This is a genomic window from Amycolatopsis sp. NPDC034160 (genome assembly GCF_055575355.1).
The window spans coordinates 151,580-175,387 of sequence record NZ_JBVISU010000004.1 but is presented as its reverse complement, the minus strand read 5'-3'; the positions used below and the strand labels follow the sequence as shown (position 1 = coordinate 175,387).

24 protein-coding genes are annotated in these 23,808 nt (G+C 67.7%); 5 read left to right on the top strand and 19 right to left on the bottom strand.

From position 1 onward, the window contains the following. Positions 1-24 precede the first annotated feature (24 nt). On the bottom strand, positions 25-1,593 hold the full coding sequence (locus ACZ54P_RS12480; protein ID WP_465461615.1) for a carbamoyltransferase C-terminal domain-containing protein: 1,569 nt from the start codon (positions 1,591-1,593) through the stop codon (positions 25-27). An 87-nt stretch (positions 1,594-1,680) separates the two neighbouring features. Beyond that, a complete protein-coding gene (locus tag ACZ54P_RS12475; RefSeq protein WP_465461614.1) occupies positions 1,681-3,147 on the bottom strand; it encodes an NB-ARC domain-containing protein in 1,467 nt (488 codons plus the stop codon). 187 nt (positions 3,148-3,334) lie between these two features. Here ACZ54P_RS12475 and ACZ54P_RS12470 point away from each other — a divergent pair, with 187 nt between their 5' ends. Then, the gene (locus ACZ54P_RS12470) at positions 3,335-4,039 is read left to right on the top strand and encodes a hypothetical protein (protein WP_465461613.1); all 705 of its coding nucleotides are present in this window, start codon (positions 3,335-3,337) and stop codon (positions 4,037-4,039) included. Further along, complete coding sequence (locus ACZ54P_RS12465) at positions 4,026-4,376, top strand: MmcQ/YjbR family DNA-binding protein (RefSeq protein WP_465461612.1); 351 nt, start codon at positions 4,026-4,028, stop codon at positions 4,374-4,376. The genes ACZ54P_RS12470 and ACZ54P_RS12465 overlap by 14 nt, the downstream gene beginning before the upstream one ends. 258 nt (positions 4,377-4,634) lie before the next feature. Here ACZ54P_RS12465 and ACZ54P_RS12460 read toward each other — a convergent pair whose 3' ends face one another. The 14 genes from ACZ54P_RS12460 to ACZ54P_RS12395 form a co-directional block, all read right to left on the bottom strand. Then, the gene (locus ACZ54P_RS12460; RefSeq protein ID WP_465461611.1) at positions 4,635-4,964 is read right to left on the bottom strand and encodes an avidin-fold protein; all 330 of its coding nucleotides are present in this window, start codon (positions 4,962-4,964) and stop codon (positions 4,635-4,637) included. Continuing rightward, positions 4,961-6,214 (bottom strand): glutamate synthase-related protein, encoded by a 1,254-nt coding sequence (locus ACZ54P_RS12455; protein WP_465461610.1) that lies wholly within the window; start codon positions 6,212-6,214, stop codon positions 4,961-4,963. The genes ACZ54P_RS12460 and ACZ54P_RS12455 overlap by 4 nt, the downstream gene beginning before the upstream one ends. Continuing rightward, on the bottom strand, positions 6,211-7,206 hold the full coding sequence (locus tag ACZ54P_RS12450) for an asparagine synthetase A (RefSeq protein WP_465461609.1): 996 nt from the start codon (positions 7,204-7,206) through the stop codon (positions 6,211-6,213). The genes ACZ54P_RS12455 and ACZ54P_RS12450 overlap by 4 nt, the downstream gene beginning before the upstream one ends. After that, positions 7,203-8,510, bottom strand: coding sequence for a methylaspartate mutase (locus tag ACZ54P_RS12445; RefSeq protein ID WP_465461608.1), 1,308 nt, complete (start codon positions 8,508-8,510; stop codon positions 7,203-7,205). The genes ACZ54P_RS12450 and ACZ54P_RS12445 overlap by 4 nt, the downstream gene beginning before the upstream one ends. Further along, positions 8,507-8,971, bottom strand: a complete 465-nt coding sequence (locus ACZ54P_RS12440) for a cobalamin B12-binding domain-containing protein (RefSeq protein ID WP_465461607.1) — start codon at positions 8,969-8,971, stop codon at positions 8,507-8,509. The genes ACZ54P_RS12445 and ACZ54P_RS12440 overlap by 4 nt, the downstream gene beginning before the upstream one ends. Beyond that, positions 8,968-10,248 (bottom strand): ATP-grasp domain-containing protein, encoded by a 1,281-nt coding sequence (locus ACZ54P_RS12435; protein WP_465461606.1) that lies wholly within the window; start codon positions 10,246-10,248, stop codon positions 8,968-8,970. The genes ACZ54P_RS12440 and ACZ54P_RS12435 overlap by 4 nt, the downstream gene beginning before the upstream one ends. After that, on the bottom strand, positions 10,245-11,996 hold the full coding sequence (locus ACZ54P_RS12430) for an ABC transporter substrate-binding protein (RefSeq protein ID WP_465461605.1): 1,752 nt from the start codon (positions 11,994-11,996) through the stop codon (positions 10,245-10,247). The genes ACZ54P_RS12435 and ACZ54P_RS12430 overlap by 4 nt, the downstream gene beginning before the upstream one ends. Positions 11,997-12,026: 30 nt before the next feature. Further along, positions 12,027-13,286: an MFS transporter gene (locus tag ACZ54P_RS12425; RefSeq protein WP_465461604.1), complete on the bottom strand. Its 1,260-nt coding sequence runs from the start codon at positions 13,284-13,286 to the stop codon at positions 12,027-12,029. Positions 13,287-13,292: 6 nt separating this feature from the next. Then, the gene (locus ACZ54P_RS12420) at positions 13,293-14,912 is read right to left on the bottom strand and encodes a class I tRNA ligase family protein (protein WP_465461603.1); all 1,620 of its coding nucleotides are present in this window, start codon (positions 14,910-14,912) and stop codon (positions 13,293-13,295) included. 1 nt (position 14,913) lies between these two features. Then, a complete protein-coding gene (locus tag ACZ54P_RS12415) occupies positions 14,914-15,279 on the bottom strand; it encodes a cupin domain-containing protein (protein ID WP_465461602.1) in 366 nt (121 codons plus the stop codon). 23 nt (positions 15,280-15,302) lie between these two features. Continuing rightward, positions 15,303-16,616, bottom strand: a complete 1,314-nt coding sequence (locus ACZ54P_RS12410) for a lysine N(6)-hydroxylase/L-ornithine N(5)-oxygenase family protein (protein ID WP_465461601.1) — start codon at positions 16,614-16,616, stop codon at positions 15,303-15,305. Positions 16,617-16,674: 58 nt separating this feature from the next. Then, positions 16,675-17,931 (bottom strand): ATP-grasp domain-containing protein, encoded by a 1,257-nt coding sequence (locus ACZ54P_RS12405; protein ID WP_465461600.1) that lies wholly within the window; start codon positions 17,929-17,931, stop codon positions 16,675-16,677. A 185-nt stretch (positions 17,932-18,116) separates the two neighbouring features. Next, positions 18,117-18,485: a hypothetical protein gene (locus tag ACZ54P_RS12400; protein ID WP_465461599.1), complete on the bottom strand. Its 369-nt coding sequence runs from the start codon at positions 18,483-18,485 to the stop codon at positions 18,117-18,119. Positions 18,486-18,629: 144 nt separating this feature from the next. Next, positions 18,630-19,037, bottom strand: a complete 408-nt coding sequence (locus ACZ54P_RS12395) for a VOC family protein (protein ID WP_465461598.1) — start codon at positions 19,035-19,037, stop codon at positions 18,630-18,632. Between the two features lie 815 nt (positions 19,038-19,852). On the opposite strand from ACZ54P_RS12395, the gene ACZ54P_RS12390 reads away from it, so the two are divergent. Together ACZ54P_RS12390 and ACZ54P_RS12385 are read left to right on the top strand one after the other, a co-directional pair. Then, positions 19,853-20,332, top strand: a complete 480-nt coding sequence (locus tag ACZ54P_RS12390) for a DUF2975 domain-containing protein (protein WP_465461597.1) — start codon at positions 19,853-19,855, stop codon at positions 20,330-20,332. Further along, complete coding sequence (locus tag ACZ54P_RS12385; protein ID WP_184903453.1) at positions 20,332-20,544, top strand: helix-turn-helix domain-containing protein; 213 nt, start codon at positions 20,332-20,334, stop codon at positions 20,542-20,544. Before ACZ54P_RS12390 ends, ACZ54P_RS12385 begins: the two co-directional genes overlap by 1 nt. A 4-nt stretch (positions 20,545-20,548) precedes the next feature. Here ACZ54P_RS12385 and ACZ54P_RS12380 read toward each other — a convergent pair whose 3' ends face one another. Beyond that, positions 20,549-21,862 (bottom strand): cytochrome P450, encoded by a 1,314-nt coding sequence (locus ACZ54P_RS12380; protein ID WP_465461596.1) that lies wholly within the window; start codon positions 21,860-21,862, stop codon positions 20,549-20,551. 70 nt (positions 21,863-21,932) lie between these two features. Between ACZ54P_RS12380 and ACZ54P_RS12375 the strand changes: the two genes are divergently transcribed. Then, positions 21,933-22,550 carry a UdgX family uracil-DNA binding protein gene (locus tag ACZ54P_RS12375; protein ID WP_465461595.1) on the top strand — a complete coding sequence of 206 codons (618 nt, stop codon included), beginning with the start codon at positions 21,933-21,935 and terminating at the stop codon, positions 22,548-22,550. A 12-nt stretch (positions 22,551-22,562) separates the two neighbouring features. On the opposite strand, the gene ACZ54P_RS12370 is transcribed toward ACZ54P_RS12375, so the two are convergent. Further along, positions 22,563-22,757: a hypothetical protein gene (locus ACZ54P_RS12370; protein WP_465461594.1), complete on the bottom strand. Its 195-nt coding sequence runs from the start codon at positions 22,755-22,757 to the stop codon at positions 22,563-22,565. An 80-nt stretch (positions 22,758-22,837) separates the two neighbouring features. Continuing rightward, on the bottom strand, positions 22,838-23,800 hold the full coding sequence (locus ACZ54P_RS12365; RefSeq protein ID WP_465461593.1) for a TIGR03557 family F420-dependent LLM class oxidoreductase: 963 nt from the start codon (positions 23,798-23,800) through the stop codon (positions 22,838-22,840). Between the last annotated feature and the right edge of the window lie 8 nt (positions 23,801-23,808).

Here is a 23,808-nt window from a genome sequence, read left to right as displayed (position 1 = left end):
TTCTTGCCCCCGTCGGGCAAGAAATCAGGAAGCGCGCGGGGTCACGAACGTGTCGTTGATGACGTAGCCGTCGAGGCCGTACGTCTCCCCGTACTCGATGAGATCACTGGTGCGGTTGAGGAAACCGCGCCCGTTGTTGTTCAGCGAGGTGTTGCACAGCACGCTGAACCCGGTCTGCTCGCGGAACGCTTCGAGCAGGTCCGTGATGCCGGCGTTGCGTTCCCGTGTCACCGTCTGGGTGCGCGCGGTACCGTCGACGTGCGTGATGGCCTTCAACTCGTCGGAGGTGACGTGGTTGAAGTACAGCATGTACGGATCCTCCACCGAACCGACGAACCACTTCGGCGCGTCCGATTCCAGCGCGATCGGCGCGATCGGGCGGTAATCCTCGCGGCGCTTGATCTTGTTGAGCCGCACGGTGGTGTCCACGGTGAACGGCGCGGCCAGAATGGACCGGTTGCCCAGCGCTCGCGGGCCCATCTCGTACCGGCCGCGCGCCCAGCCGATGATATTGCCGTCCTTGAGGTACTTCGCGACCTCGCTCGCCACGAGCGGCCGCGTCTCGTACTTGGCCGGATCCGGTACGACGTCCTCGACGAAGTTCTCCCCCGCGTAGACGTCCCATTCGATGGTCGCCTGGCCGGTGTAGAACCACTGCGCGTCGATGGCCGTGCCCAGCGCGGAACCGCTGTCGTTCGGGCAAGGCGGCACGAACACCGAGGAGAACAGGCCGCTCTCCCGCCACAACCGGTTCCAGTCGCAGTTGAGCCCGCAGCCGCCGGAAATCAGCAGCGGCAGACCTTCGGTCAGGTTCTTCTCGGCGTAGTCGTGGAACCGGTTGAAGATCGCCTGCGAGTGCTTGGCCGCCGCGTTGCGGTACTCCTGCGACCAGACGCCGGCGTTGTACAGATGGGACCAGGACATTTCCTCTTTGGACAGACCGAGGATGATGCCGTCGCGGTCGAGGATGAAGTCGATGGTCTTCTGCTCGTCGGGGGTGAGCGGGCCGGGTTCGGCGAACCCGGTCAGCGCCATCTGCTTGCCGGCGTCGTTGAACCGGAACTTTCCCTTGCCGAGTGGGAAACCCGGATCCGCCAGCGCGAAGAGATAGGCGTATTTGGCGCCCGGGTCGGTCAGCACGTGCCGCAGATGAGTGGCCTCACCGCGCTCGTCGATCCGGTAGAAGTCCCCGATGTTCCCTTCCCACACCAGGGAGTAGTACGCCTGGCCCGGCGCGGCGGGTGCCATCCCCAGCGAGGTGTAGATATGCGAGCGCTCGTGGGTCGAGGAGAAGTAGCGCACGTCCTTGCCGAAGAACTTGCCCGCCTCGTCGGAGATCGCGCCCTCGCCGACACCGAAGTATCCGGTGCGGGACGGGGGTTCCACCGAGAACTCTCCCTTGACCCAGCCGCCGAGCGCCACCACATCGGGTTGCCTGTCGAGCATCCCCGCCGCTCGCGCCATCAGCTCGCCGGTGATCCGGTCGTAGCGCGGGTAGTTGTCCTTTTCCGACTCCAGCGCGAACAGCAGCTTGCCGTCCTCGATCGCCACGATCCCGCCATCGTGACCCTCTTTCATGGACAGAATCAGCATTGTGTCACCGAATTTCGCTCGCCTTCATTCGTCGACTCATTCAAGCCGCGCCGCCCGTTGACCGGAAGCTCCGCGCGGGGAGAACAATCAACCTTCCGACGAGCTGCCTGGCAGGGTGCGCACGGCTTCGTGCCGCAGCGACTCGAAGGCGTTCTTCCGTGCCCGGCGGCCCACCATCGGGACCGCGGCGGCGAGCGGGTTCGGCTCCCGTTGCCGCTCGGCGGCGAACGCGCTGACCAACCGGGAGACCGCGTAGCGGCCGGCGACGGGGGCGCGCTGGAGAAGTCCGGCGTCCACCACGGATTCGAGGAGTTCGTCCGCTGTCTCGATCATGATACCCATCGCCGCGGCGACCCCGATCGACGTCGCCCAGCCCGCCCCGCTCTGCCCGAAGTGATGGATGGCCTCCCGCCCGGCGGGCGAAAGATGTTCGTACGCCGAGGTGAACCGGTCCCGGACGTTGACGTCCCCGACACAGAGACTGTCCATGAGCCGTTCGCGATCAGCGAGTCTGCCCGCCGTGTACGCGATCGCCCATTCCGGACGCGCGGCGATCTTGCGGCCGACGATGTTGATCGCCAACGGCAGATCGCCGCACAGGTCGGCGATCGCGTCGGTCGCGTCGCGCTCGGCGTGGACCCGGTGCGCCCCGGCGATCCGCCCGATCAACGCCAGGGATTCCTTGCGGGTGAACGTATCCAGCTCGATCCGGTTCGTGTCCTCCAGCCCCAGCAGCCGGGTGCGGCTGGTCACCACGACCTGACTGGCCGTGGCCTGGCCCAGCAACGGCCGCACCTGACCTTCGTCGCTGACGCCCGCGAGCAACACGAACAACCTGCGTTCGGCGAGCAAGGACCGGTACAGGCCGATCCGCTGCATCGGGTCGTCGGGCACGAGATGAGCGGGCACCCCGAGCGCGCGGAGGAAGCCGCGCACGATCCCGTTGGGCGACCGGCCACCGATTCCGCTGTTGCTCAGATCGGCGTAAAGCTGCCCGTCCGGGAAGTCGGCGGCGACCTCTTCGGCCAGCCGCAGGGCGAAGACTGTTTTGCCGACCCCGATCGGACCACTGACGACCAGCGGCGCCTTGCCCGGACCGGTCGCCCCGATCATCCGCGTGGCCTCGGTCAAATCCCGTTCCCTGCCGACGAAAGTCCTCGATCCCATGGGCAACTGGGCCGGACGGGCCAAGTGGATGACGCCGGATGCCAGCGCGTGCGCGCCCTCCGCCGGGATCTCGGCCGGTGGCGGCGCGGGCGCGCGCTCCTCGCGTGCTTCGACGCCGCCTCCCGTTTGTCCGGCGACGCTCCGCCAACGCCGTTCCCACGCCGCGCGATCACCCCCGCACGCGGAGACGAACGCCAGTGTCACGGCGAGAGTGGGCAGCCGGTGGCCGCTCGCCGCACTGGACAGCACGGAAGGCGCGAAAAGCGCCGTCCTCGCGAGTTCCCGATAGCTCGGGTTTCCCGCCCGGTTCCGTAACACCCGCAGATCATGAGCGAATGCGGCGATCGGACCAGTGGAGCCGTCCAACGGTCGCTCGGGTCTGCCCATGCCATCTCCTCCCCTGGATGGGGTAACGCGATCGCGCTGCGTGACCGACATCCTTGTAGCCTTCCTGGGCACAACCCTAAAGGACCAATGAACCATGCAGCAGATACAAATAGGTGACCCAATGTACAAAGTCCAATAGTTGGACGCGGAAATTCACCTGCTTGGTGGCACCGGATAGGGTGCCTCCATGTCCAGCCCCCTGCCGCCACTCTCCGAACTACGGCGCGCCGCCGAAGTGTTCAACGGGTTCGCGAATGCCGACACCTCTTGGCTTCGGCTCACCGAAGCCGTGTCCGATCAAAGAGGGCGCTCCGCGATCGACCTGTCACAGGCCGCACATCGCGCAATTCTTCTTCGCTGGTTGAACTCGTGGGGTTGCCGTATCCGGTATCCGCGTGAAGGCGAACCCGCCCCCTTCGACAACGGGATAAAGGCCTGGTGGGAAACCTGGGGCGCCGCCCTGCCGGAGGTCGATCTCGCCCAGCTGACGGACGCGCAAATCGACACGGTCGCGAAGGCGTACACGGACCTCTCGGGGGTCGTCGTCTCAGCGGGACGGACAAGGCGAACACTCGGCCCGACCGCCGCCGCGAAGGCGCTGTATGCGTTGCGGCCCAACACGATCATGCCGTGGGATGCCGCCATCGCGGCCACCCTCCACGGCACCAGGGACGGTGCGGCGTTCGGCAGGCATCTGCGACTCGGCCGAGAGTGGGCCACCGCCGTGCTCGCGGAGGCGCACTCGAACGGCGACGGTATTTCTGCCCTGGTGGGCAGACCGGTGTCACTGGCGAAGATCCTCGACGAATATCTTTACGTCGCCATCACCATGGGCGCGGCGGGTGACTGGGGAACGGACAGCGGAGAATGGTGGAAAGATGGTAACCGGTGATGACGTCAGAAAGATCGCTTCGGAGCTGCCCCGCGCCTATGAAGCGCTGGTCCGGGACCGGGTGAAGTTCCGCGTGGGGCGAATCGTGTTCCTTTCGCTCTCACCTGACGAAACCGTGCTGGGATTCGGCTATCCCAAAGAGGAGCGGGAAGCGCTCGTGGCGGGCGAACCGGACAAGTTCATGATGCCGATCGCGTCCGATATGCGCTATCAGTGGGTTCGCGTCCGGCTGTCCGCGATCGATTACCAAGAGTTACGAGAGCTGATCGTCGACTCCTGGCGAATGTGCGTGCCGAAGAAGGTCTGGGCGGAATACCTCGAAAAGAACCCGCGCTGAATCACGTCTTTCGGCGTGAGCCATTCGCCGCCGCCGACTACCCTTTTCGGTCGCGTGAATTCTCTTTCGGCCGAATCACGGCTCGGCGGGTCCGGCCCCACCCGCCCGCGACGAGGTCTTCAGTAGGGAAATCCGCCTCCGGAAGTTCGCCCAGCGAAGTACATGATGGCCCCCTTCCTTGCGCCTGGCGCAAGGAAGGGGGCCATCATGTACCGCCACACTCTCGGGACCGAGGCCCGGAAGCGCGTGAGCAGCCGCCTACTCGGCGACCTCTTCGATCGCCGAGATCCCCCGCGAGCCGTGGTCGCCGTACCGCTCCCACACCTCGTTGAGCCGGATCCGCCCGTCCGGCAGGAACTCCGGGGTGTTCGTGCTGTGCCCCGAAATCACCTGCCCGCCGGCCAGCACCATCGTGTAGGCCAGCTCGATCGTCCCGTCGTCGCCGCACTTCCCGGTCAGCGACCCGAGCCGCACGCCGCCGCCGGACAGTTCGGCCCACACCAGGTCGTCCTTCTGCCGGTACAGGGTCACCGGCGCGTCCGGGTCGGTACTGACCTTGCGGAACCGCTTGCCGTCGTAGTTGATCATGTGTCCTGCTCCTTCGGTCCGGGAGAACCCGGGAACCAGAGATCGTCCGAGGTGAGATCGGTGAGGTCGTACTTCCCGAGCGCGCTGGCGAGCAGCCGCAGTTCGAGTTCGAGGCACCGCACCAGCCGCACGAGCCCGTCGGTCGCGTCCTCGTCGACGGCGAGCAGCGCCGCCCGGCCGAGGCCGACCGCGGAAGCGCCCATCGCCAGGCATTTCAGCGCACGGGCCCCTTCCCAGATCCGGCCGGACACCAGCAGCGACGCGTCGTGCTTCCCGACCCGGCGCAGGCACTCCACCAGCGGCAGGCCCACCTGATCGAGGAACACCGACGGCGCCCAGCCGGTCCCGCCCTCGGCGCCGTCCACGGTGACCGCGTCCGCTCCCGCTGCCCAGGCGACCTGTGCCGCCTCGCCGACGTCCCGGCCCGGATGCAGTTTCACCCAGGCACGCGCCCGTGGGTAGTTGTTGCGCATCAGGTGGATCTGCTGGCGCAGGATCTCCCCGGTGAACGTGCCGGGACTGCTCGAGCGCAGCACCATGGCGGTGTCCGTGCCGAACGCTTCGTCCACTGTGTACTGTTCGGCGACCTCGCCCGCGGCCGTCCGCGAGAGCACGGTCATCCCGCCGAGGCCTGGTTTGGCGCCCTGGCCGACCTTCAGTTCGAACGCCAGCCGCCCGCTCTCCAGCAGTTTCGTCGCCGACGGATCGCTGTAGACGAGGTTCCAAACCTCGGCGTCGGCGTCCTCGGTGCTCTGCTGCACCACGACGCCGCCCAGCCCGTCCGGCACCGCGCCGGCGTACGCGCGGATCCGGCCGAGCAGGCCGTCTTCGGCGCTTTCGCCCATCCGCCCGTAGCCGTGCATGGGTACGACGTTCTCGCCGATCACCATCGGCATCCCGAGTCTGCCCGCCTGCTCGCTCGCGGCGATCCCGAGCCCGCTGCCCGCCACCTGCGTGGACCCGAACGCGCACAGGAACACCGGCGACGGCGCGGTGAACCCGCCGAGGACCGTCGTCAGCCCGACATCGCCGTAGACCGGTTCGCGCGCGAGGTCGTACATCTTCTCCAGGCGCCGCGGGACGAACACCGGCGGCACGATCCGCGCGCGGTCGAGTTCGTCGGTGCCCGAATCGACGTCCGCGCCGAACAACGTGCGGCCGTATCCCCCGACGTCGGGGAAGATCGCCGCGCTGCCTTCCCGCGCCCGTGCGCGGATCGCGTCTTCCGGAAGCTGCCGTGCGGTGATCACGGCGCCGCGATCCCCGGCAGTTTCGGGTACGCGTTGGCCTGCCAAACCGCGTCCAGCCCGGCGAGGTACCGCGTCACCCGCTCCAGTCCCATGCCGAAGCCGGCGCTCGGCGGCAGCCCTTCGCGCGCGAGGTCGAGGTACCAGCCGTACTTCGCCGGGTTCTCGCCCGTCTCCCGCATCCGCTCGATGAGCCGCCGGTACTCGTGCGTGCGCTCACCGCCACTGCACAGTTCGCCGTACCCGTCCGAGGCGATGAGGTCGAAGTTGCGCAGCACACCCGGTTCGGTGCTCGACTCGCCGTCGGTGAACCCGCGCGATCCCTTGGGGTAGTCGACGATGAAGAACGGCCGGTTCGTCCGCTCGGAGATGATCCGCTCGCCCTGCCAGTCGATTTCCGCGTCGGCGCTTTGCCCGTGCAGCAGGCCTTGCAGCCGCGACACCGCCTCGCGGTGCGTCATCCGCTCGAAGTCCTCTTCCAGCAGCGGTGTGAACGCGTCCTGGTCCCGGCCGAGCGCGGCGAGGTCCATTTTGGACTCTCGCAGTGTGTAGGTGACCACGTGCCGGAGCAGTCCTTGCGCGAGATCGAGGACGTCCTCCCGGCTCGCCCGCGCGACCTCGACGTCGATCTGGGTGAACTCGACCAGATGCCGCCCGGTGGTCGAGGTCTCCAGCGGTTCCAGCCGCACGTTCGGAGCGACGTAGAAGATCTTGTCGAACGCCAGCAGCGACGCCTGCTTGTACAGGATCACGCTGGTCATCATCTTGTACTTGTGCCCGTAGTAGTCGACGTCGACCTGCTTGGCACCGCGGCAACCCGGATCGGTCACCGGCCCGATCAGCGGTGGCTGCAGTTCCACGAAGCCGTTCATGCCGAGGTATTCGCGGGTGCCCGCGGTGATGCTGTTCTGGATGCGCAACGCCGCCTGCGTCACCGGCGACGTGAGATGCTCGCGGGTACCCGGCGGCAGTGCCTGCTCCGGTGTTCCGGTCATGTCCTACTCCCCTGAATTGGTTGAACGGTGTCGATTCCGGGCATCCCGTAGCGCTCGTCGAACGACCGCTCGACATACCGGAGCGCGTCCAGCAGGTCGGTCGAGGTCATTCGCCGCTCTGACGGCAGGTCGACGAGATCGCCCAGCGGCATCGCGCCGATCCGCTGCCAGTCCAGGCGCCCGCCCGCGTCCAGCCGTCCGCGTGCGCGGCCGGCGTTGTCCGGGTGGAGGCAGAACGGGACGTCCAGCTGACCCCGCGCGAACGCGGTGACCAGCGCCCGGCCGAGGTCGCGGTCGAGCGAAAGAACGTTGTCCACCAACGCCTTCGCCTGCGCGTGGATCCCGGTGTCCCCGAGGTGACCGATCCGGGAGACACCCCGCGCCGCCTCGGCGGCGTGTTCGAGGGCGGTCACGTTCTCCGCCACGGTCGGCAGCCGGTGCGCTTCGGCGGTGGTCTTCACGATCAGCCTGCTCGCGCCGGTGCGGGCGGCCAGCCGCGCGGACTCCGCGATCAGCGCCAGCGCGCCGCCGGGAGTCCTCGGGTAGACGCCCATGTAGCCGTAGACCACCACGTGCGTCCGCGCGTGCGGCACGTATTCCCTGATCAGGGCGTGCAGCGCGGCGATCGCCTCCTCGTCCTGCCCGGCGTGGGTCTGCTGCGCGTAGCTGAAGGAAAGACAGCGCACACCGTGCCGCCAGAAGAACATCCCCTCCAGCACACTCAGCGCGACCAGCAGCGCGGGCGGGCACAGCTGCCCCATCATGCAGCCGCCGAAGGTCTCCAGATGCGGTTCCAGTTCCGGGCTCCTGGCATCGGCCAGGGTTTCGCAGCAGCGCCGCCAGTTGTCGACGGCCGCCGACAGCGGCATCCGGCTGTAGGGCAGGCAATACGACACCGGCCCGCCCTCGGTCGCGTGCAGCCCGAAGTCCAGCAGCGTCCGCACGATCCGCCGGGGATCCGCCGAACCGTGCCGGATCTGCACCGGGAAGTCCTCGGTCAGCACCTCGTCGAGCAGCGCGGTCGTGGTGGCGCGCTCGTGGTCGGCGAGCGGGTATCCGTTGAGGTCGGCACCGGCGGCCAGCGCCGCGCGTGCCGCCTCACTGTCGCCGACCCTGGTGTAGCTGTCGATCGTGATGGTGCCGACGGTCGCGGCCCGCGCCGCCCTGGTCGCGAGCAGTCCCCCGGTCATCCGCTCCGGATCCGCGAAGCCCATGCGGGGCTGGACGACCAGGTCTCCCCTGGCATGGTGGCGTTCGACCACCGCGCCGAACGAAAGTCCCCGTCGCGGGGCGAGCGCGCTCATCCGGCACCCAGCGGGACACCCGGTGTGCGCACGGACAGCGTCCGCAGGAACGTCCGGAACGGGCTCAGCCCGCCGGAGTCCTCGAACACCGCGTCGAAGCCGGCCTCCAGCAGCCGGGCGGCGTTGCTCCCGCCGGTGACGTCGAGCTTCCCGCCGATCACGACCGGCGTCGTGACCAGTTCCGGCCGCACGCGGAAGGCGTCCATCAGCCGGACGCCGTCCTGGCAGCCGTGTCCGTTGAGGCTGCTGATCACCACCAGGTCCGGCCGCCGGGTGACGCATTCGCGGACGATCGTCGCGTCCGGGACGCAGGCGCCGAGATTGGTCACCCGGCAGCCCAGTTCCTCCAGCAGCAGCTCCAGGTACACCAGGTTCCAGGTGTGCGCGTCGGACGAGAGCCCGGTGACGAGCACGTCGAGACCGGCGGCCGGGAGGGCGGGCTGGACGGTTTCGATGCTCATGGCGCGGCGCTCTCCCTCTCCTCGCCGTCCGGCCGCACGTCGATCTCGATCAGCGCGACCGCTTCTTCGGCCAGGCGCGACGCCTCCGCCGGGCTGGCCGCGGTCACCATCAGATCGCCGACGCGGTCCCATGAACTGCGCAGACCGTCGAACCGGTCACCGGCCGAGACCCCGACGTCGCACAGGAACACGCCCTCGGCCTGCGACGCCTTCTCGACCCCGCGCACGTCCTCGATGAAGCCGGGCTCGATGGACACGAACCGCACCGCCGCACCCCCTTCGGCCTTGCGCGGCAAGACGTCCACGACCGGCTCGCCCTTCATCACCGCGAAGTAGGCGCGGTTCAGCTCCACCGGGTAGGCGCGCTGGATCAACTCGATGATCCCGTCACCCGCGAACCGGCCGGCACATTCGACCAGGTACGGGACGCCGTTCGAGACGATCCATTCACAGTGGACGATGCCGGTGCCGAATCCGGTCGCCTCGGTGAGCCGCCGGGTCTCCTCGGTCAGCAGCGCGGTCAGCTCGCCGGTGATGTCGGCGGGGACGATATGCGCGAGTTCCACCGGACGCGGCCCGGGGAACAGCCGTTTGCCGGTGACGTTGGCGAACAGTGGTTCGCCGTCCCGCAGCAGCATTTCGACGCTGTACTCGTCGCCGTCGACGAAGCTCTCGGCCAGCATCTTCAGCTCCATCGCGCGGTCCGGGACGAAGACGCCCTCGTCCTGGACCACGCAGTTGGCCCAAGCTTGTTCGGCCTCAGCCGGGTCGGCGATCACCTGGGTGCCCACCGACGCCTGCCGGTTCGCGGGCTTCAACACGATCTTCCCCGGATGCCGCGCCATGAACTCGCGGACCTGGGCCGGGCTTTCGACCCGTGCCGAAGCCGGGTTCGCGATCCCCGCCGCCCGGCTGACCAGGCGCAGCACCCCCTTGTCCCGCAGGATCCGCGCCGCGCCGAAGCCCGCGCCCGGCAAGCCGTAGCGTTCCGCGAGCCGGGCGGCGAACGGCGTCGCGTACTCGGTCAGCGGGACCACCGCGGCCGGATCGAGGTCGTCGTGGACGTGGTAGAACTCGTCCGCCTTGCCGGGAAGGTGGAACTCCCATTCGATCAGGTCCCGCACCAGGGCCGAACCCGCCACCGTCTCCCGCGCGCCGCGTTTGCGGACGACGTCGGGCTCTTCGACGAAGATGACCGTTCCGTCGGGCTGGAAGTCCTTTATGGACGAACCGAGCGCGGCGGCCACGAAGCCGACCAGCACCACCGGGCGCGTCATGAGGACTCCTCGACGTAGTACCAGTTCTCGGGGTTGATCAGGCCGTACGGGTTGAGCGGGGTGAACCCGCGCAGGTTCCCGGCGACCTCGAACAGGCGCCGGGGGAACGTCGGCATGAAGATCACCGGGGCCTGGTCGGCGATGTACTCCTGGTACTCGTACAGCGCTTCGAGGTCGTCGGTGGTGACCGTCTTCGCGATCAGCTCGTCGGCCTTGGCGTCGCGGTAGTTGCTGAAGTTGCATGCGGCGCCGCTCTGGAAGAGGTTCTCGCCGGTCGGGTAGTTGTAGACCCAGCCGCCACCCCAACAGGAGAGCTCCCATCTCCGCTTCTCACCCGGTCCGTCCTCCGCCACCAGGACCGACCCCATCACCTCTTCCAGGCGGATCTCGATGCCGGCCTTGGCCGCGTCGTCCCGGAACTGCGTCATGAGCCGGGCCAGCGAAGGCCGCCCTTCCCAGTAACGCAACGAGAAACTCAGCTCGGTTCCGGCCGGGATGCCCTCGCCCGCCTCACCGGGCCCGGTGCCGGGCCGCACGCACACCGCGGGGGAAGCCTCGGTGTCCCAGCCGTTTTCGGCCAGCAGCGTCCGTGCCCGTTCCAGGTCGAACGGCCAGCACCCACCGCGTTCGGTGATCTTCGGCGAGACCAGGTCGCTCTGGGGCAGGACCGGGATCGGCCCGGTCTGGCTCCAGCCGTACCCCTGGTAGACCTCGCGGGCGCCGTACTCCTGGTCGAAACAGCTCTGCAGTGCCTGTCGTACGTACGGCTGCCTGATCAGGCGGCCGGCGACGGTGGGGTTGCCGAAGTTCACCGCCATGAAGTTGATGTTGAACAGGATCTGCGGTTCCAGCTGGAATCCCTCGCCGAGCGGGTTCGGCCCGCCCCGCGTCGGGTCGCCGTCCGGCTGGACGCCCATGCCCGGCGGCAGGAAACCGACCTGGACGTCGCCCGACTGCAGGAGTTCGTACTGCTGCTCGTCCGACGTCGTCGAGACCTGGCGCAACTCGTCCAGGTGTGGCGGGTTGGGGCCGCTGTAGTGCTCATTCGGGACGAAGGTGATGACGCCTTCTTCCGTGTAGCTCTTCAGCCGCCATGGCCCGTTGACGACACTCCACACCGGACTGTCCGCCCAACGCGTGCGATGGGTGTTGTCCTCGGCGACGGGATCGCCGTTCTCCGCCATCAGGAACTCGTACACCGCTTCGGCCTGTCCGATGTCGTGGGTCGCGTCGGCGGGGCCGGCCGCGGTGCGGTCCCACGCCTTCGGCATCGGCGTGATCATGGTGAGCTGGTTCAGCAGCACCCAGTTCTTCGAGTACGTCTTGTCGAAGGTGAAACTCACCTTGTCGTCGGCGACCTTCTCGAAGGACACCAGATTGTCCGGGAAGTAGCCCTCACTGTAGGCGCCGAACTTCGGCCCCTTCGTCTTCAGCATGTTCATCCAGAAGATGACGTTGTCCGCGCACACCGTCTCGCCGTTGGACCATTTCCACGGTTTGATCCGGACCGTGCAGGTGCGGCCGGTCTCGTCCCACACCGGCTCTTCGCCGACGCTGAGGTCGTAGTCGATCGCGGGTTCGCCGTCGCGGCCGAGCCAGTAGAGGGGCCGGTACATCAGCATCTGGAACTCGTAGAGGTTCCGGATGCCGAAACGCTCTCCGGGGGTGAACGGGAAGATCACCGCGGGCGGGAACCCGGGAAGGCAGGCCCAGGTCGCCACGCCGCCCTTGATCGGCTTGTCCGTCATGGTTTTCGCTTCCTCCGAATTCGGCCGCGGTCAGGCGGCGGTCGCCTCGAGAACCTCGGCGGGCTTCTTGTTTTCCTGCGCCGACAGCGGTTTCGCCAGACTGAAGTAGGTGCCGATCACGATCGCGCCCTGCAGGATCGCCAGCCCCCAGAAGGCGTGGGGCACGGTGGTCGCGTCCGCCAGGGTGGAGAGACCCACCGTCGCGCCGACGCCGAGCCCGAGTCCGACGGCCTGGGTGCCACCGAAGATCCGGCCGACCCGGTCCTCCGGGCTCGCCCGCATCAGCAGGGTGCGGGCGGCGATCCGGCCCTGGGCGAAGCAGAACCCGGCGAACGGGATCGCCACCATCAAGGCGATGTAGTGCAACGGCTGGATCGCCAGGCAGATCAGGTTGCCGAGGGTGCCGAGCACGGCGAGGTGGATGCCCTTGAACCGTTTGCTGACCTTGCCGTACAGGGCGGCGCCGACGATGAACCCGACCCCGGCCAGCGCGTCGACCACACCGATCATCCAGGCGCCCTGGTCGAACGTCTGCAGGATCAACGTCGTCAGGATGACGTTGGCGACCATCAGCCCGATGTTCCCGTTGGCGTACAACAGCGCGAGCCGTTTGATCGGCTGGCGCACCGGCACTTCGACCGGCGCCGACGGGTCCACGGTCACCGTCTCGGCGACGACCGGCGCCTTGACCGGCTTCCGGCCGATCGCGTAGACGAGGGCGGCCGAGAGGAGGAAGGTCAGCGAGTTGAAGATGAACAGCGGCGTGGCACCGAACCAGATCACCAGGAACCCCGCCAGCGACGAGGCCAGCAGCATGCCGGCGTTGCTCGCCATCTCGAAGTGCGAGTTGAACTTCCCGAGCCGTTCGTCGGCGACCCGTTCCTTGATCAGGCCGTTGCTGGCGGGCATGAACAGGGCCGTGGTGCAGGCGAGCATGAAGTTCGCTATGTAGGAGCCCAGGTTCGCCGGGCCGCCGATCCACAGCCACACCGGCAGCGCGAACGCGGTCATCGCGCTCACCAAATCCGCCGCCACGCAGAGCATCCGCCGGTCGACCTTGTCGACCAGTTTGCCGAACATCAGCGCGAGCGCGACCTGCGGGATCGACACCGCGATGAACAGCCAGCCGACCGCCAGGGTGGTCTGCTCGGCGTGGAAGACCAGGATCGCGGCCGCGGTGATCTGGAATGCGTTGCCCGCCGTGGTGATGAAGCCCGCCGGGACGAGCAGGCGCTCGGCGAGCCGGGACCGCCGGACCGCGTCGGCGGAGAGGGTGCTGTCGAGTGACATGGGGACTCAGACCTCGCTCGTCGGGGGGAATTCCAGTGGTGGCACGGCGAACGCCGTGGTGTGCGTGACGTCGAAGGCGTCCGCGGTGATCCGGAGGTCGAATCCGCCCGCGCTCGCGGCACGCGCGGAGAGGTCGATGAGGATCGGTGAGGCACAGCCGATCAGCGCGCGCAGTTCCAGGAAAAGGTCGCCCAGCCTGCTGCGGAGTACTTCCTGATCGAGGTTCCCCGCGAGGATGCGTTCCGTGGCCGCCCGCAGGCGCTCGACATGCTGCACCACCAGATCGGCCCCCCGGCTGAGGCTGAAGTCCTCGAGTTCGTAGTTCAGGATGAACCGGGACACCATCGCCGCCGCCCGTTCCGCGGCCTCGGTGGACACCGGAAGCCTGCTCTCACCACCGACCTCGGCGGTGAGTTTGGCCAGGGACTCCGCTAGTTCGTTCCAGGGCGCGACGAGCCGTTCCCCGGCGATCTTCTCCAGCGCGGCGCGGCTGAAATTGGTCCGGGCGAACTCGGGGGCGGTGAGGTTGAGGTAGAACCGCGCGAGGTCACGTGGCAGCTCGGCGGCCAGTTCGCGGGCCCAGACCACATGTCCCTTGCTGGTGGAGAACTTCTCGTTCTCCAGTTCGTAGAACTCGTTGACCAGCAACGTGTCCGGCAGGACGTAGCGGCCGTCGTGGGCGATCAGCTCGGCGACGTGGACGACACCCCAGGTGAACAGCGGATCGAACCCCATGAACACCACGACCCGCGCGTCGTTCTCCGCGAGCCACGCGTCGTCGTCGGCCAGTACCGGCTTGCCGTTGCGCCGCAAGGCGTACTCGGTGCAGTACATCGACGCGGGCATGCCCTCGACCCAGGCGTTGAGCGTCTGTCCCGGCGTTTCCGCGAACGGGGCGGGCAGCCCCCAGCTCACCGGATAGGTGATGGCGAAGTCCGGCAACGGTCCGGCCAGCAGTTCGCGCATCAGCCCGAGGACGTGCGGCCGCCACGCGGGACCGCGTTCCTCGTAGTAGGCGAGCAACTGTTCGCGGTACTCCGAGACGGGGAAGACCAGGATCTCCGCCTCGCGGTAGGTCACCTCGTCGGCCGGGTCGAGCACCGAATACGGGTCGATAAGCGCGTCGAAGTCGATCGGATGCCCGCAGCCTTCGCAGAATCCGCCGCGGCTGTCGGCGAGACAGGTGGGGCAGCCACCGCCGACGAAACCCTCGACCAGGAATTCGCCCTCGCGCTCGCTGTAGGGCAGCCGCACCTTCCGCAGACGGAGCTTTCCGTTGTCGTACAAGCGGTTGACGTAGTCGTAGACGAGCGCCTTGTAGCCGTCGTCGGTCGGCGAGAAGCCGTCGACCTCGACGCCCATCGCCTCGAAGGTGCGCTGGATGTTCTCGGTCGACTGCTCCACCAGCTCGGGCGGGGTCACCCCGACCCGGGCGGCGCTGGTGACGAGGTAGGTCTGACTGTCATCGGTGCACGAAGCGAACACCCCCTCGCGGCCCGCCGCGCGCAGATACCGCCGGTACACGTCGGCGCCGAGGTACGGGCCGGCGATATGCCCGATGTGCAGGTCCCCGTTGGACGTCGGAGGGCCGCCGATGATCACCACCGGTCTCGTGTCGTGGGCCATGTCACGCCGTCTCTTCGTGCCGGGCGGCGAACTTCGCCGACATGTCCGTGTCCCACCAGATCGCGTACATCTCGAAGTCCTGCGCGCTGTCGTTGAGGATGCGGTGCTCGGTGCCGGGCGTGTGGAACTCGATGTCGCCGGGTTTGAACGCGCGCCGCTCTCCGCCGGTCTCCACCACCGCCTCACCGCTGACGGCGATGAAGATCTCGTACTCGTGGTGGGAATGCGCACCCGTGCCGCCGTGGGCGGGCACCGTGACCCAGGCACCTTCGAACGGCGCGTTCAGCGCCGCCCACGGCAGGAGCCGCTGTCCGTAGGCACCGTTCTCGAAGACCATCTTTTCCCGCTCCAGCGGACGGATCTCCATGACTGCTTCTCCCTTTCCGTGGTTCAGCGGGTGGCGACGATGGGTGCGGTGTCCGACGTCGGCTGCGGCGGCACCGACGGGGTCTCGCCGCGGTGGGCGAGGATGTCCTGCAGGATGTCGTTGGCGCGCGGGGCGAGCACGCTCAGCAGCGAGTCCGCGATCCCGTGCGTCGCCTCGTTGACCCCTTGGAGGTAGACGGCCGCGGTGGCGGGCTGGTCGATCTCCAGCCGGTAGTCGCGGGTCACCTTGATTTCCGAGAGACCGATCGACTTCGCGATCTCCTGCACCATCCGCGGCATCTCGGGCGAGAAGCCGGTGCCGAGCAGGACGAGGTCCGTGCGCAGCTCCTGCGTCTCGCCGGTGCGCCGGTCGGTCAGTTCCAGCACGACCTCGTCGCCCTCGTCACGGGCGTCGGTGATGTCGTTCATCGTGATCATCCGCAGCCGCGAACGGCCGGAAAGACGGTCCAGGTAGATCGAGCGGTAGAGCGCGTCCATCGTGCCCGGCGCCAGCCCGGAGTAGTTCGTGTGGTGCATTTCCTTGAGCATCTGCTCCCGGGCATCCGGCAGCGCGTCGAAGAACTTGTCCACATGGGACGGAAAGAACAGCTCGTTGTTGAACTTGCTGCTCTCGTAGTAGTTCAGGCCGATCGACCGCATCACCATCGTCGGCTTGCATTCGGGCAGGTCGTTCTGCACCGCGCCGAACAGTTCCGCCGCGCTCTGCCCGGCGCCGATCACCGCGACGCGGTACGGGAGATCCTTGCGCAGCTTGGCGATCCTCGGCAGGTATTGGGTGCTGTGGATGACGCGGTCCTGGTTCACCGTCCGGAGCTGGTCCGGGATCCGCGCGTCGCGGCCGGCGCCGACCACCAGATACCGGCTGCGGATGACCTCGCCGTCGGCGATCCGGGTCTCCCAGCCGGTCAGTGTGCCGTCCGTCCACACGGGAGTGATCTCGCGGCATTCCCGGCCGCGCTGCAGATCGACCATCGACAGCGAGTCGGCCGTCCACTTGAGATAGTCGGCCAGCTCGACCCGGTACGGGACGAAGCTGCCCATGTTCACGAACTCGTTGAGCCGGTTGGTGTCGTGCAGGTAGTTGAGGAACGAGAACCGGCTGCGCGGATTGCGCAGGGTCACCAGATCCTTGAGGAACGAGACCTGCGACAGCGCCTCCGGCAGGAGCATGCCCCGCTGCCAGGAGACCTCCTCGTCGCGTTCGATCAGGACCGAATCGCGAGCGAGGCCGGGCGCGAGCTCCTCCAGTGCCACTGCGAGTGCCAGGTTGGACGGTCCTGCTCCGACTGCGAGAAGCTCGACATCACGGTTCGCCATTGTTTGCTCCGCCATCGTTGAGAGTGCTTGGAAGGTGTTCTGCGGTGCCGTCACGCGGTCAGCCACCGGTGGCCACCGAGGGCAGCAGGGGGTACGCGGTCAGCCGGACCTGGGCCATGGCCTTGTCCAGCACCACCTCGCAGTCGTCGGGATCGCGACCGGCACAAATCACGTACGCGTGGCGCGAAATGAACTCCGCCGGCGGAAGCCGCATCCGCGCGCCCGGTTCGACCAGCCCGCCGGAGGCGAGGATGCCGTTACCCAGCAAGGGTTCCGGCACCGACACCGACTCGACGACGCAGTCCTGCTTCGGGTAGCCGAACCGCACGCCGACCCACCGGTCCTCGGCCTCGTGCGGGATATGGGGCCGCATGCCGAGCGCGACGTCGACCGCGGCGGCGCCCGGGTCGATCCCGGTCGCGAACCTGGCCAGCAACGGGATCAGGTCCCCGCCGAGCCTGCCGTTGATCTCCACGATCACCGGCCCGCGTTCGGTGAGCTTGAGTTCGGTGTGGGTGATGCCGTACCGGAAATCGATCGCGCCGTGCGCGCGGGCCAGCGTCGAACGGAGTACGGGATCGGCGAGCAGTTCGTCGGCGGAGCTGACCAGGTGGCCGAGCTCCTCGAAGTACGGATGCATGCCGACCGTCTTGTGCGCCACGAACATCGGCGTGTACTCGCCGTCGACGACGGCGCCGTCCACGCTGATCTCCGGGCCGGTCAGATACTCCTCGACCAGCGCCCCGCCCTGATAGGCGGGAGAGCCGCCGAAGCTCGCGTCCTCCGCGGTACGGAAGGCCTTCCGTACCGCCTCGCCGTCTTCCGCGAGGCTGACGCCGATGCTGGCCCCTCCCCCGCGCGGCTTGACGACGACCGGATAGCCGATCCGCTCCGCCACGCGGACGGCCTGCTCCTCGTCGTGCACGAAACCGAAGTCCGGCTGCGCGACCCCGGCCGCGGTGAGCGTCCGGCGGCTGAGCCATTTGTCGCGGCAGCCCTCGATCGCGGAGATCCCCGCGCCCGGCACGCCGAGTTCGTCCGCGACGTGCGCCGCGGTCACGATCAACGCCTCGTCCCACGACACCACGCCGAGTACCGGGGTTGCCGCGTTCAGCGCACGGGCCGCGACCAGCACGGCGTCGCGGTCCTGCAGGTCCAGCGCCGTGGCGCCGGTGATGTAGCGGTCCTGCCAGGTCGGTTCGTCCCCGTTGAACAGCCACAAAGGATGCCGGTGACCGGCCGACGCCAACAGGTACTCCCGGTACGGCCGCATCCCGCAGCCGATGACCAGGACAACACCCTCCGCTGAGCTCATTCCCTCTCCCCACCAGCCCGTCGCTTCGTCGCGGGCTACTACATCCCGGGGATTGGTTGACCGGAACCCTTGATTCGGGCAGAACAATCAACGGGATGCGCGGTGGAGGCACGTCTCGTGAGGGGTGATGACGGTGAGAACCGTCATCACCCCTCACGACTTACTCGATGTTCGGGACCGGCCGCCTAGTTGCGGTTCCCGTAGGACTGCTCGCACGGATATCCGTCACGGTCGGCGTCCCAGCTCAGCGGACGGCCCGCGGCCACCCAGGCGTTGAACGCGTACTCGAAGGAGTATCCCTCGGCGAGTAGCCGCTGACACGAAGTGAGCCGCTGGACCGCGGGCGCCCGGGTGACCGTCATCGGCGGCTCCACGACGACCACCGAAGCGGGTGGCGGTGGTGCGACGACCACGGCGGTGGTCGTCGAGGGCGGCGCGATCTCGCGCACCACGGTGATCGGGGTACCGGCGGTCGGTGTCCCGCAACCGCCCAGTCCCCCGGCGGAAACGGCGGCGCCTGCCGAGACCAGCAGTGCCGCGATCTTCCTGTTCATATCCTTGCCTCCCGATGGAACCGCCGGATCCTCTCCAGAGAAGGTCGGCGGTTTCACCGGGGTCGTGACAAGAATTGCGTGCTCAAGGCCTTAAGTCCCCGGAAGTCGGGAGCTTCGGCAGGACCAGGGCCGGGCCGGAAAGCCCTAGGACTGGACGACGTTCACCATCCACGAGATACCGAACTTGTCGGTGCAGGCACCGAATTCGTCACCCCACATCTGCTTTTCGAACGGGATCGAAACCGCGCCTTCGGCGGACAGTTTCTCCCAGTAGCCGCGCAATTCCGCGCCGTCGTCGCCGCTGAGGCTGACCGACACGTTGGTACCCGGATCGTGCTCCATTCCCGGCGGCGTGTCCGAGGCCATGATCGTGTACCCGCTCGGCGATTCGAGCTGGGCGTGCATGATCTGGTCCGCCACGGGCGAGCCCGCCATCCCGGATTCACCGAACGTGTTCAGCGTCAGTTCCCCACCGAACACCGACTTGTAGAACTCCATGGCCTGCCGGGCGTCACCGGCGAAGCTGAGGTAAGGGTTGAGACGGGAAGCCATTGGACGCTCCTTCGGATCGGGTCACGAGCATCCTGGCAGACACCACCGGAAGCGACAATGACGGAGCTACGGCCGGGTGAATCCGGCCGGGCAACGAAAATTCAACGCGTTTCACCGAAATGCGGTGAGCGATTTCCCGAATACACCTTTTCTCGGGACCAAGAGCGTTTTCGGTGCCTACGGCGGGTGAGCCGGTAGCGGCCCCTTGAGGAACCCAGAGTCCCTCAAGGTTCCCCTCACACGTCTCGGAACGCCATCACGAGCCTCAGCAACACCACCAGTCACAACAGCGGCGCGCGAAGGACCCAGTCCGTGAAGGCCTGATTCCGAACACCGGCAGGACTTCAGTGTCCACAAGGGACACCGTGGACAAATTGAGTGCCCGGTTGATGTCGCTATGTACGTTTCCATGGGGGCGTGAGTGTCAATGAGGGTTATAGAGGGGTAAGGCAAACGTGGTGTATTCGGGCGAGGTGGTGGCTTGGGTGACGTCACGCCGTACTCGCGTGCTTAGAGCCGGATCTCGCGTGCTTGGAGGCGTAACACCCGAGTGCGGGGTCCAGGCACGCGAGTTACGTCTCTGAGCACGCGAGTTACGCCTTCGCCCAGCCCCTCACCCCGGCGAACAGGCCGGCCCGCCGACTGAGGCCCCTCTGCGTGAGCCCGCACCCGCCGGGGTCTACCCGACCGGGACCCTGACCTTGAACGCAGGAAAGGAGGCCTTCACGACCCCCCAGCAGCGCTCGAAGTTACGGCTCATCGACAAGCAATCGCTACCGATTGACTTTCGATAGATACCGCGCGACACTCGATGCATGCTCACAGCGCAACGGGCGGTCGCGCCCCTCAGAGTGTTTCTCGTGCTGCTGTTCGGGATCCTGGTGCTCTTCCAGACCATGTCCCTGCCCGGGCAGTTCGCGCACACGGCCCGCCAGAACCCCGAGATGGCCTACCTGCGCTGGCCCGCGACAGCCGTTTCCGTCTTCTGGGTGCTGTGTGTCCAGGTCGTGGTCGTCGCCACCTGGCAACTGCTCACCCTGGTCAAGAAGGACCGGATCTTCACCGAAGCGTCGCTGAGGTGGGTGGACGCGATCGTCTGGGCGATCCTCGCCGGCTGGCTCGTGCTCGCGGGCGTCTTCCTCTACGTGGGCTTCAACGCCGACGACCCGGGCTTGCCGCTCCTGTTGTTCTTGGCGTTGATCGGCGTCGCCGTACTGGGTCTTCTCATGGTGGTGATGCGCACGCTGCTGCGCCAGGCCACCACACTGCGGTCCGATCTGGAGCAGGTGATCTGATGCCGATCGTCGTCCGCATCGACGTCGAGCTGGCCAAACGCAAGATGAGTGTCGGCGAATTCGCCGAACTCGTCGGGCTCACCCCGGCGAACGTGGCCGTGCTGAAGAACGGCCGTGCCAAGGCCGTGCGGTTCAGCACCCTGGAGGCCATGTGCCGGGTACTCGAGTGCCAGCCCGGTGATCTGCTCGAATGGGTCGACGAGGAGGCCTGACCGCTCAGCCGGAGACCAGCTCGAACTTCAGGTGGAAGTTGTCGAGCGTCGCGGGCAACGGCCGCTCCGGACCGAGGTCGGCGCCCGAGACCAGATCGAAGCGACGGTCGTGGATCAGCTGCGCGAGCATCGTGCTCGCGCAGAACAGCACCAGATCCCGGCCGGGGCAAATGGCGGGACCGGCGCTGAAGGGCACCAGGGCCGGGTTGACCGCCGCGCTGCCGTCCAGCCAGATTTCGGGCTCGAACCGGTCGGCGTAGGGCATCGACTCCGGATCGCGGTGGAAGAACGGGGTGAAGATCAGGACCGTCGTCCCCGCGGGCCCCCACGCGGTTTCGGCGGTGCTCTCGCGCAGCAACGCCGGCGTGGTCGGCCACAGCCGGACCGATTCGAGCGCGCAGGCACGCAGGTAGGCGAACTGGTTCGGCTCGCTCAGGTGGGCGTCGCCGAGTTCCTCGTCGGCCCGTTCGCGGGCGGCGGGATGGGTGGCGAGCAGCGCGAGCGCACGGAAAGTGACGATCCCGGCCGCGTCGAACGCGAAGAGCCAATGGGCGACCTGGTCGGCGACGACCTCGGGTTTCCGTTCCTCGGTGGCCGAAGCGATGACTTCGGCGAGGCTGCCCGGTTCGACCCGCTCCAGGTGCTCGATCAGCCGCTTGCGGAACCGACCGCGCAGCTCCTCGCGGCGGGGATGCGCGTAGGCCCAGTTCGCGTCCTTACGCAGCCGGGCGAGCATGTCGGTGAGTTCGTCGTCGCCCGCGGCGGACTCACCGAGAGTGACTTGCCGGACGATTCGCCACCAGGCGATGTTGAAGGTGTCCCAGTCCAGGGTTCCCTTGTCCCACAGGGACGCCGCTTCCTTGGCGATCACCGCCGCGAAGGGAGCGGCGAGCTCGTGCAGTGGACGGCCTGGTTCCAGGACCTCCTCGTTGAACCGACGGCGGGGGGGCCGGTCGGTCGCGTCCGAGATCAGCACGCCGTGCGGCTGGAAGTGGCCCAGCGCCGCCCGCTTCTCCTTCGTCGACGGGCTGAACGGGACCGGAGCGGCGGCGAGCACCTCGGCGACGTCCTCGCCGGAAAGCGCCAGGTCGACCGACCGCCCGGGAACACGCAGCCGCAGCGGGCCCGGGCCGTACCGGGACCTGAGCTGTCCGAGCAGCCGCACCGCCGGACGATCCAGCTGAAGTTTCTGGGCCGCGGCCAGGCCGAGCGGCCGACGTTTGATCACCCCGCCCGCGAGGGTGGGCAGCACGACCTGAACGGCGACGCGGAGTGTGTCCAGGATGGAGGCGGTAGCCGGTTCGGTGTTGATGATCATGACTTCCGCCTACCCGTCACGGTGGGCGCGAAACGGTTTGACCGGGGAGTGTGCCGGGAAATCGCTCGAAATGGCGACCAAGGCACCCGGGGCGGATCCGCCCGAAACCACTGATCTGGACCGGCTCCGCGAGGCGGCGTCCTCCTGTCACGGATGCGATCTCTACCGCGGCGCGACCCAGACCGTCTTCGGCGAGGGGCCCCGCAAGGCGGAGATCATGGTGGTCGGGGAACAGCCCGGCGACCAGGAAGACCGGGCGGGCGCCCCGTTCGTCGGGCCGGCCGGGCGGCTGCTCGACCGGGCCTTCGACGAAGCGGGGTTCGACCGCCGGAAGATCTACGTGACCAACGCGGTCAAACACTTCAAGTTCAAGCGCGACGAACGCGGTAAGCGGCGCATTCACAAGACACCGTCGAAGACCGAGATCGTCGCGTGCCGCCCGTGGTTGCACGCGGAACTGACGGCGATCCATCCGGAGCTGCTGATCTTCCTCGGCGCGACGGCGGCGAAGGCGCTGCTGGGCGACGATTTCCGCATCACCCGCAGCCGTGGCGAGCGGATCGAGCTACCCGAATTCGACCTCACCGCGGTCGCCACGGTCCACCCGTCCGCGGTGCTGCGCGCACCAGACCGCGACGAGGCCTATCAGGCCTTCGTCGCGGACCTCGTGGCGGCGCGCGGCCGTTGACTCAGCGGTGGATCAGGCCACTTCGGAACTGCGACCGCTGCTTTCGTGCAAGCCGAGCATGTCCAGCAGCCTCGCGCAGTCCTCGGCGCTCGTCGCCCGTGAAGCGACGGCGAGCGCCGCCTTCCGGCGTACCGCCCGCTGCTCCGGGGAGTCCTGGCCCTCCGGGAGCAGGTCGGATACCGAGTGAAGTCGGAGTTCGTTGCTCATCAGTTCCCCTTCAGGTGAGGCGGACGTAGGGCCGAGTACCCACGACCGCCGGCTGAAACACAGGTGACTCGTTCGGGTGATCAGCCACGCAACGCCGGAAGCAGCTTGTCTTCGGCGAACCGGAGGAAACCATCCTGCTGATCGCCCCCGATCTGGATCAAGGCGAGGTCGGTGAAGCCCGCCGCCTCGTACTCGGCGGCCTGCTTCACGATCTGTTCGACGTCCGGTCCGCACGGGATGGACGCGGCGACGTCCTCCGGTTTGACGAACTGCGTGGCCCCGGCGAACCCCGACGGTCCCGGCAACTCGGCATTGACCTTCCAGCCGCCCGCGAACCAGCGGAACTGCTCGTGCGCGCGCTGGACGGCGGCGTCACGGTCTTCGCCCCAGGACACCGGCATCTGGCCGATCTTCCGGCTCGGCGGGCCGAGTTTGGTGGCGTCCCACTCCCGGCTCAGCGATTCGTCCGGCTCCACCGCGATCATCGCGTCGGCGATCGGGGCGAACCTGGTCACCGACTGCGAGCCGGACACCGCCACGGCGATGGGGACCCGCTGTTCCGGGAGGTCCCAGAGCTTCGCCGAGTCCACCCGGAAGTGGTCACCCGCGTAGTTGAAGTAACCGCCGTCGAACAGCCCGCCGATGATCTGGAGGGCTTCGGCGAGCATCTCGTGGCGGACGTTCGCCGGTGGCCAGCCCTGGCCGATGACATGCTCGTTGAGGTTCTCCCCCGCCCCGAGGCCGAGGGTGAACCGGCCGTCCGACAGTGCCTGGATCGTCGCCGCCTTCTGCGCGACCACCGCCGGGTGGTACCGCATGGTCGGGCAGGTCACGAAGGTCATCAACTCGACCCGTTCAGTGCTCTGCGTCACCGCTCCCAGCACGCTCCACGCGTACGGCGAATGGCCCTGTTCGTCCAGCCAAGGCGAGTAATGGTCGCTCATCACCTCGAAGTCGAATCCCGCCTGCTCCGCCCCGGCGGCGTACTTCACCAGGTCCTTCGGTCCGGCCTGTTCGGTCATGAGCGTGTAGCCGATGCGCATCGAAGCCT